Here is an 8,221-nt window from a genome sequence, read left to right as displayed (position 1 = left end):
GACCGACACCAGGTGCGCCGCCGCCGCTTCCGCTTCCTCGCCAGACAGGTCCGGCAGCAGCACCATCAGCGTGCCGCCCACCTGTCCCACCCCGTCCATCAACCGCAGCGCGCCGTGCAGCGCCCGCACCAGCTCCACCTGCGGCACCCGCGCGGACTCCACCTCCAGCGCGAGCACGCTCACCGCCAGGCCCGAGCTGTGCACCCGGTCCAGTTCCTCGGAGAGCCGGGCCCGCAGCCCTTCGGTCTCCAGCGCCCGCCGCTCCGGCAGGGGCCGCTCGCCCCGGTGGAACACCAGCGTCACGTTGCCCAGCGTCACCACGTCGCCGCCGTCCAGGGGGCGCGTCCCCTGCACCCGCTCGCCGTTGACCCGGACGCCGTTGTGGCTGCCCAGGTCCGCGATGAACGCCTCGCCCTCCGCCACGCCCACCTTCGCGTGCTGGCGGCTCACCGACGCGTCCTCCACCACCACGTCCGCCCCCACCGCGCGGCCAATCACCACCGCCCCTTCCCGGGGCAACGGCACCAGCGTGGAGGTGTTCCCCTGCAGGAGCAGCAGGTACAGCCGGTCCGCCGGGGCGGCGCGGGAGGGCCCCCGGCGGGAGTCCTCGGTGTCCATCATGTCGCGTGGCTCCATTCCTCGAAAGAATGCCCAGGCCCTTGAATTCCGGGCAACCCGGTTGTCCTGATTGATTTGCGGGTCAGGCCGTGCGCGGTCCATGCTCCCACCCGGGAGGAGAGGGACTTTCATGGCCAAGATGCTGAAAGAAGGGGATGCGGTTCCGGATGTCACACTGCAGGGGCCGGGCGGCGCGCCGGTGCGCCTGCGCGACCTGCTGGGTGACAAGGCGATGGTCATCTACTTCTACCCGAGGGACGACTCCCCGGGATGTACGGTCCAGGCCTGCAGCCTGAGGGATCAGTACCAGGACTTCACGGACGCGGGCGCGGACGTGGTGGGCATCAGCAGCGACTCCGCGGAGTCCCACGAGAAGTTCGTCGCCAAGTACCGCCTCCCCTTCCGGCTCCTCAGCGACCCGGATGGCGCGGCGCGCAAGGCCTTCGGGGTGGGCACCAACTTCCTGGGGCTATTGCCCGGCCGGGTGACGTTCGTCGCGGACAAGGGCGGCACCATCCGCTACGCGTTCGAGTCGCAAATCCAGGTGAAGAAGCACGCCGAACACGCGCTGGATGTCGTCCGCTCGCTCACGGGCCAGGGAGCCGCTCCCACCCGTTCTGCCTGACACACGTGTTTGCCGTGCGTTTCCCGGTAGACTGATTCCCGTCGTCCCGGCCGTGGGAGCCGGGACGCCGCACCCCCGTCGCTAGCAACATCGGAGCACATCGGGTGGGCCGGAGGTCATGCCATGCGGTTTCACTGGTTGCTGGGACTGTCGCTGTGCGTCGGCGGCTGCGCGAGCCTGACGAAGGACCTCCATGACGACACGCCGGAGGACGAGGAGGTCCCCACCGAGGAGACGGTGTACCTGGTCCCGCTGGACGAGGCGCTCTTCACCATGCGGCGCGTCTTCGAGTCGCAGCGCTACGACGTCTTCGAGCGCGAGGGCCACCACGAGCTCTACACGTCCGCGCACGAGCCCGGGGTGAACCTCCCCGGCAACCGCACCTACGAGCGCTACTTCGTGAAGGGCGCGTCGCTGGGGCCGCGCCAGTCGGTCATCCGCGTCTTCCGCCTGCGCTACCGCGAGCAGGACACGATCATCGAGGTGAAGCCCAAGTGGCTCAACGAGCGCATCGCGGACGAGGAGAAGTACCTCTCCCGGAAGACGTTCGAGCGCTTCACGTTCGAGGGCGTGCCGGACATGGAGGGCTTCAAGATGGTGCGCGGCACGCGCGACCTGCCGTTGGAGCGCAAGCTGCTGGCGAGGCTGGAGATGGTGCCGTCGCTGGAGCTGGTGGGCGGCAGGACGAACGCGCCCGTGCGCGCCGTGCAGGTGGAGGGCTGGGATGACGACACGGCCCAGCCGCCGCCGGTGAAGTGCGGGGAGCCGCTGCAGGGCGTGGAGCCGCTGCTCACGGCCGGGAACACGGTGCTGGTGGGAGATCCGCTGGGCACGCGCGAGCTGCCGGAGATCGCCACGCGGATGCTCTGCGACGCGGTGGAGAAGAAGCTGCCGGTGGCGTTGGCGTTGTCCATGCCGTCGGAGGACCAGGGTGCGCTGGACGACTACCTGGCCAGCGAGGGCCACGGCCCGGACCTGGAGCGGCTGCTGGTGGTCAGCTCGTTCTGGCGCCGCGTGTATCAGGACGGCCGCAGCAGCGGCGCCCTGCTCCGCCTCATCGAGCAGGCCCGGAGGCTGCGCGCGCAGGGGCACGCCGTGACGGTGCTGGCGTTCGATTCGAACAACGCCTCTGGCAACGCGCGCGAGGCGGAGATGGCGAAGAACCTCATCGCGTACCGCCAGTCGAATCCGGACACGTGGTTGCTGGCGCTCGCGGGTGACGTGCACGTGCGCACGAAGCCGGTGAGCTGGAACAAGGACTTCGAGCCGCTGGGCTGGCGGCTGACGAAGGCGCTGCCCGCGTCGCCGGTGAAGGCGCTGGAGGTGGGCTTCGCGCGAGGTTCGCAGTTCTCCTGCCGGTTCAACGTCTGGGAGCAGGTGGACTGCAACGTCTTCGCGCTCAGCCCGACCCCGGAGCTGCGCCAGGAGCCGGGAACGCCGCGCAAGGTGGCCATGTTCGACGGGCCCAGCGACACGGGCTTCCACGGCCGGCTCTGGGTCGGAGCCCTCAACGCCTCACCCCCGGTCATCCAGCGCGCCGCGCCGCCCGTGGCCCAGCAGCAGCCGGGCGCCGCGAAGCCCGCGGACGCGGAGCACTGATACGGGGTGGCGCAATTTCCACACCCGGAGTGCTAGACTCAAGCGTCCGGGGATGGTGCTGCCTTGGGCCGTCCCCTTCCACGAAAGGGGGCAGGACCATGCGGATGCACTGGATGCTGGGACTTCTGTGCATGACGGGGTGCACGGGCATCTCACGTGGGCTGGATGGGGATCCTCTGGACACGGAGCCCATCCCCACCGTGGAGCGCGTGTACCTGGTGCCTCTGGATGAGGCGATGTTCGTCGCGCGCCGCCTGCTGGAAGAGCAGCGACTGGACATCTTCGAGAACAACACCACGCATGAGCTGTACTCCCAGTCCTGGGAGATCGGCGTCAACGTCCGCGGCAACCGCACCTTCGAACGCTACCTGGTGCGCCCCGAAGAGGTCGGCCCGCGCCAGTCCATCGTGCGCATCTTCCGGCTCCAGTACCGCGAGGCGGAGGACGCCGTCACGCAGCAGACGCCCGAGCCGGGCAGCCAGAAGCGGAACGACCACTACTACAACCACAACCGCGAGGTGTTCGCCCACGAGACCTTCGAGGCCGTCCCGCAGATGGAGGGCTTCCGGCTGCGCCGCGGCATCCGCGACCTGCCCCAGGAGCGCAAGCTGCTGATGCGCCTGGAGATGGCCCCCTCCCTGGAACTGGTCGGCGGCAAGGCCTCCATCCCCGTGCGCGACGTGAAGGTCGCCGGCTGGACCCCGGAGACCCCGGAAGCCGCGCCCCGCTGCGGTGACCCCGTGGAGGGCGTGGACGCGCTGCTCACGCAGGGCGGCACCGTGCTGGTCGCGGACCCCATGGGCACGCGCGAACTGCCGGACGCCGCCTCGCGGATGCTCTGCGACGCCACGGCGAAGAAGCTGCCGGTGGCGCTGGCCCTGTCCGTGCCGTCCGTGGATCAGGGCGCGCTCGACGAGTACCTCACCAGCGCCGGCACGGACGCGGACCTGGAGCGGTTGCTCGTGCTGAGCGACTTCTTCCGCCGCGTGGATCAGGACGGCCGCAGCAGCGCGGGCGTCATCCACCTGCTGGAGTCCGCGCGACGCCTGCGGCACCAGGGCCACGCCGTGTCGGTGGTGGCGTTCGACTCCAAGCAGGCGGCGGGCAACGCGCGCGAGGAGGAGATGGCCGCGAACCTCATCGCCTTCCGCAAGGAGAACCCGGACGCGTGGATGCTCGTGCTCGCGGGCGACGTGCACGTGCGCACCGGTGGCGTGAACTGGGATTCGAAGTTCGAACCCATGGGCCACCGCCTCACCGCCGCCCTGCCCTCCTCACCCGTGCGGGCCCTGGACGTGGGCTTCGCGCGCGGGGCCCACTTCGCCTGCCGCTTCAACGTCTGGCAGCAGGTGGACTGTGACGTGCACGGCATCAACCCGGCGGCGGACGCGCGCCAGGAGCCGAACACGCCGCGCAAGGTGGCCCTCTTCGACGCGCCGGGCGAGACAGGCTTCCACGGCCGGCTCTACCTGGGCACGCTGAGCCCGTCCCTGCCCGTCCTCCAACGCGCCGCGAAGCCCGTGGTCCAGCAGCAGGCCCCGGCGAAGCCCGCGGACGCCCCGCACTGACCGCGACGGCGCGGGCCCCGGACCCGCCGGAGCCCGCGCACGGAAGCGACCAACAGGGCACGCCGCGCCTCTCAACCTCAACTTGCCGTGTTGTCATGGATTGCAATGGCAGCCACTTTCACCATCCGCAGCCTCGCGAGCGCAGCCGTGTTCCTCGCCCTCGTCGGGTGCGGATCGGCAACTGTCGGTGGGGGCGGCAGTCCGGCGCGCGCGAAATGGGTCGGGTCGGTCGTCAGGACGCCGGACGGCGGGCAGCTCCGCACGACCATCTACTACGGGCCCTGGCAGTGCAGCGCCGCGTTCCTGTCCCGCTGCGAGTCGAAGTGCGCAGCGCAGGGCTACCCGCTCATGGGCTGCATGTGGCTGGCGGACATCAAGGGGGACTGGCAGGGGCGCTACCTCTTCATGCCCGCGGAGGCCGGCGGCCGCCTTGCCATCACCCACTGCTGCTGCGACTTTCCGAAGGTGTCGGACGGGAAGTGGCGCCGGGACACATGGAAGAACTCTCGCAACGCGTTCCGCGATGAGTGGGGCCGCGAGTTCGGCGGCTGGCCATCGACAGGCGGTGTCAACTGGCAGGGGCACCATATTTTTGACCTGGGGCACGGCGGGACGCCGGTGGCCCGCGACAACGTCCTCCCGGTGCCCGACGATGTGCACGGCGTGCTCAACCGCGAGTATCCCGCCTGCTACGCGCCGGGTGGCCAGTGGCTGAAGCCGGGCCCCGAGCGGCCCTACGTGGATTGACGGCCATGCCCATGGACCCGCTCCTGGCCGAAGTCTCCCGGCTCCACTTCCCCAACGCGCCCGCGACGCTCGCGCAGTTGGCCGCCTTCGAGGCGCGCGTCGGGTGGGAACTGGACGAGGACCTGCGCGCCTTCTACCTGCACTGCGACGGGTGCACGCTCTTCGCGCCACGGGTCGATGCCCTCTACCGCGTCTTGCCGCTCGCGGAGATCCGCCGCGCCCGCCTGGCCATCCGAGCCAGCGACGAGGACCGGGACGGGGCGCCGTCCGTATTCACGCTGGTGGACATGCAGGACTCCGACTACGTCGTCCTGGACAGCACCCAGCGCGAGGCGGGCCAATACCCGCTGTTCGACGCCTTCCATGAGACATTCCCGGAGGAGATGGAGTGCATCGCATCCAGCTTCGCGGAGTTCCTGGAGCGGGCGCTGCGCAGCGGCAACCGTGCATTCTGGTTGAGCGGCGAGTCACCGAGTCGCTGAGATGGGCCTGAAAATCCAGCGCGCCGCGAAGCCCTTGGTCCAGCAGCAGGCCCCGGCGAAGCCCGCGGACGCCCCGCACTGACCGCGACGGCGCGGGCCCCGGACACACCGGAGCCCGCGCACGGAACGACTACGGCGCCTTCGCGTTGAGGTTCACGCCGCTCACCACCAGGGCGTAGTTGGCGTCCACCGCCGCCGTCGCCGTGTGGGCGTCCTGGACCACCTCATCCGCCAGGACCTCCACCTTCCACGTGCCCGCGGCGGGGTTCGCGAGGAAGACGTTCTCCACGGTGTCCACCTTGTTGGACACGCCGCCGGACGTGGAGACGTTGCCCGCGGTCAGGCCGTTGTTGCCCCAGTACACGGTGCCGTTGGGCGCCGTCACGCGCAGGGACAGGTCGTTGATGCGCGCCCGCGCCGCACCCACCGTGCCCATGGGATCCGTGTAGACCATCGTGACGTTGAGCTCCGGCTCGCCGCTGGCCACGGTGAAGGAGTACGTCCTGGAGCCGAGCGGCGCGAGCACATCCGTCTCGTCCACGACGAACGTCTTCGCGGCGCGGTCATACAGGCGCTTGACGTCAGACGTTCCCCAGCCCTGCTTGTTGCGGTCAATGTCCGCGTTGGCGCCGCCAGCCAGCCAGTTGTACTTGGACGCGCCGTTGATCATCAGCGCCTTGGCGGTGGCCATCTTCGGGCGGCTGGTGAAGACGTCCGCCTTCTTGCCGTGGCCGGCCCACACGCCCTCGTGCCACATCTGGTGCAGCAAGCCGAAGAAGCCCGCCGTCTGCGGCGTGGCGGAGCTGGTGCCGCTGAACTCCGTGTACGCGGTGTCCGAGGAGCCGTACGCGCCCCGGACGTTGTCGTAGTAGAAGGCCAGGTCCGGCTTGATGCGGCCGTCCGCCGCCGGGCCGATGCTCGCGCCCGACGACCAGCGATCATCCGTGCGCGCCTGCGTGTTGTAGTGCCGGATGCCGCCCACGGAGACGATGTTCTTCGCCCACGCCTGCGGCCGGGAGTTGCGTGAGCCGTTGTTGCTCTGCGACTGCGTGCTGAGGAGGGGCGCCTTGAACAGGTAGTCGTCCACCTCCGCGGAGATGGTCGTGTACGCCGTCGTCAGCGTGCTGCCCACGCTGGAGGTCTGGAACACCGCGCGGTAGGGGCCGTTCGGGTTGAGCAGCTCCTGGTTCATCGCGAGCCGGGACTTGGTGCCGCCGAACTGCGTGGACTCCGAGTAGAGGAAGAAGATGCCCTGCCCGCCCGGCAAGATGCCCTTGGCCAGCGGATCCACTCCACTGGCGAAGTTGTGGCTGTAGCAGCTGGTGCCGTGCAGCGAACCGGAGGACGTGCCCGTGCTGTGGATGATGGGCGTCGTCGGCCACTCACGGTGGGTGGTGCGCAGCTCGGTGTCGAAGATCTCCCCGCGCACGCCCTGCCCGTTCCAGCCCTTGAGCCCCTGGACGTAGTTGGCGCCGCCCGTCTCGCGCACGATGTCCATGTCCACCTCGCCGGGGCCGCCCCAGCGGTCGATGAACTGCACCTCGTTGGCGCGCGCGACCGAGGCCAGCTGCTCCTGGTTGAGCGTGGCCTCCACGCGCAGGCCGCCCGGCTCCACCAGATCCACCTTGCCGCCCAGCCGCTCCACCAGCGCCGTCACGCGGGCCTGGCGGGCCGCGCCGCCCTCACCCAGCATGATGGAGTAGCGTTGGGGCGCCAGCGCCGCCGCCCGTCCGAGCAGCGCGTCCCGCAGCACCGGCTCCAGGCGCCACTCCGGGTGGTAGTCCCCCACCCAGCGCACGGCCGGAAGCTGGGACACCCGGGCGCGGACCTCCGACGGCATCTCCACCAGGTACGTGTGGTCCGACAGGAAGCGCAGCACCTTGCCGCCCGCGTTCTCGATCGTCTCGCGGTACTCCGGCAGCGGCGTGCCGTGGAACTGCACCAGCGACAAGGTGTTGTCCCGGTCCGCCACCAGCGCGTTGCCCAACAGCGGCGCGGTGCGAGCCAGCGGGTCGAACGACGCCTCCGCCAACCGGATGAGGTACTCCTCCTGCTGCACGCGGCCCAGCAGCTCCGAGCCGCCGCGCGTGTACGCGGAGAAGGCGCGCTCCGTGCCGTCCGCCTGCCGCTCACGCCAGACGTGCAGCTGCACGCCGGTGTCCCGCACCACGTCCAGGCTGCGCAGGCCGCTGACCGGTCGCGCCGTCTGGTGGAACACCCGTCCCGACGGCGTCGCCAGCGTCGTACCCCCTGCCTTGAGCGCCGTCGCCACCGCCGCGCCCGGCGCCGCCGGAGCCCGCGTGGCCGATGAAGGGGGGCGCTCCGCCGCGAGCGCTCCAGCCGGAACCGCCAGGGTGCAGCCCAGCACCAGCGCCGTCACCGGCCGCCAGCCACCACGAGACGTCGAGAACTGCTTCCGCATGTTCTGCATGTCGTGCACTCCCTTCAAAGTGAGAATAACCTGTAATACGTATTAAGATTGTATTTCAAGTCCTTGCCACTCAGTTGCAATAGGGCGTGCTTTTTGCGTCCGGGGCGTTCGCTCCTGGTAGGTCCAAGTGGTTCTGGATGGGTGGAAGTAG

At 69.9% G+C, this 8,221-nt stretch carries 7 protein-coding genes; 5 read left to right on the top strand and 2 right to left on the bottom strand.

Annotated features, from left to right (window positions below):
* A partial coding sequence (locus D7Y11_RS27735) for an FHA domain-containing protein (protein WP_158642006.1) occupies positions 1-621 on the bottom strand: 621 nt, incomplete at its 3' end.
* Positions 622-748: 127 nt separating this feature from the next.
* Here D7Y11_RS27735 and D7Y11_RS27730 point away from each other — a divergent pair.
* The 5 genes from D7Y11_RS27730 (at position 749) to D7Y11_RS27710 (ending at position 5,639) form a co-directional block, all read left to right on the top strand.
* Positions 749-1,243 (top strand): peroxiredoxin, encoded by a 495-nt coding sequence (locus D7Y11_RS27730; RefSeq protein WP_120578434.1) that lies wholly within the window; start codon positions 749-751, stop codon positions 1,241-1,243.
* A 123-nt stretch (positions 1,244-1,366) separates the two neighbouring features.
* Positions 1,367-2,842: a hypothetical protein gene (locus D7Y11_RS27725; RefSeq protein ID WP_126935201.1), complete on the top strand. Its 1,476-nt coding sequence runs from the start codon at positions 1,367-1,369 to the stop codon at positions 2,840-2,842.
* A 113-nt stretch (positions 2,843-2,955) separates the two neighbouring features.
* Positions 2,956-4,410, top strand: coding sequence for a hypothetical protein (locus D7Y11_RS27720; RefSeq protein WP_233597178.1), 1,455 nt, complete (start codon positions 2,956-2,958; stop codon positions 4,408-4,410).
* Between the two features lie 105 nt (positions 4,411-4,515).
* A complete protein-coding gene (locus D7Y11_RS27715; protein ID WP_126935200.1) occupies positions 4,516-5,157 on the top strand; it encodes a hypothetical protein in 642 nt (213 codons plus the stop codon).
* A gap of 5 nt (positions 5,158-5,162) precedes the next feature.
* Positions 5,163-5,639, top strand: a complete 477-nt coding sequence (locus D7Y11_RS27710) for an SMI1/KNR4 family protein (protein WP_120578438.1) — start codon at positions 5,163-5,165, stop codon at positions 5,637-5,639.
* 130 nt (positions 5,640-5,769) lie between these two features.
* Here D7Y11_RS27710 and D7Y11_RS27705 read toward each other — a convergent pair whose 3' ends face one another.
* The gene (locus tag D7Y11_RS27705; protein ID WP_126935199.1) at positions 5,770-8,070 is read right to left on the bottom strand and encodes a S8 family serine peptidase; all 2,301 of its coding nucleotides are present in this window, start codon (positions 8,068-8,070) and stop codon (positions 5,770-5,772) included.
* Between the last annotated feature and the right edge of the window lie 151 nt (positions 8,071-8,221).

Origin of the sequence: Corallococcus sp. AB018 (genome assembly GCF_003986945.1) — a bacterium.
Taxonomy (GTDB): Bacteria; Myxococcota; Myxococcia; order Myxococcales; family Myxococcaceae; genus Corallococcus; species Corallococcus exiguus.
This window is presented reverse-complemented; position numbering and strand designations above follow the sequence as displayed.

Bases quoted from the DNA above. Each gene is read 5' to 3' on its own strand.
- D7Y11_RS27710 (WP_120578438.1), top strand. From the start codon at position 5,163: ATGCCCATGGACCCGCTCCTGGCCGAAGTCTCCCGGCTCCACTTCCCC.
- D7Y11_RS27705 (WP_126935199.1), bottom strand. From the start codon at position 8,070: ATGCAGAACATGCGGAAGCAGTTCTCGACGTCTCGTGGTGGCTGGCGG.
- D7Y11_RS27715 (WP_126935200.1), top strand. From the start codon at position 4,516: ATGGCAGCCACTTTCACCATCCGCAGCCTCGCGAGCGCAGCCGTGTTC.
- D7Y11_RS27725 (WP_126935201.1), top strand. From the start codon at position 1,367: ATGCGGTTTCACTGGTTGCTGGGACTGTCGCTGTGCGTCGGCGGCTGC.
- D7Y11_RS27720 (WP_233597178.1), top strand. From the start codon at position 2,956: ATGCTGGGACTTCTGTGCATGACGGGGTGCACGGGCATCTCACGTGGG.
- D7Y11_RS27730 (WP_120578434.1), top strand. From the start codon at position 749: ATGGCCAAGATGCTGAAAGAAGGGGATGCGGTTCCGGATGTCACACTG.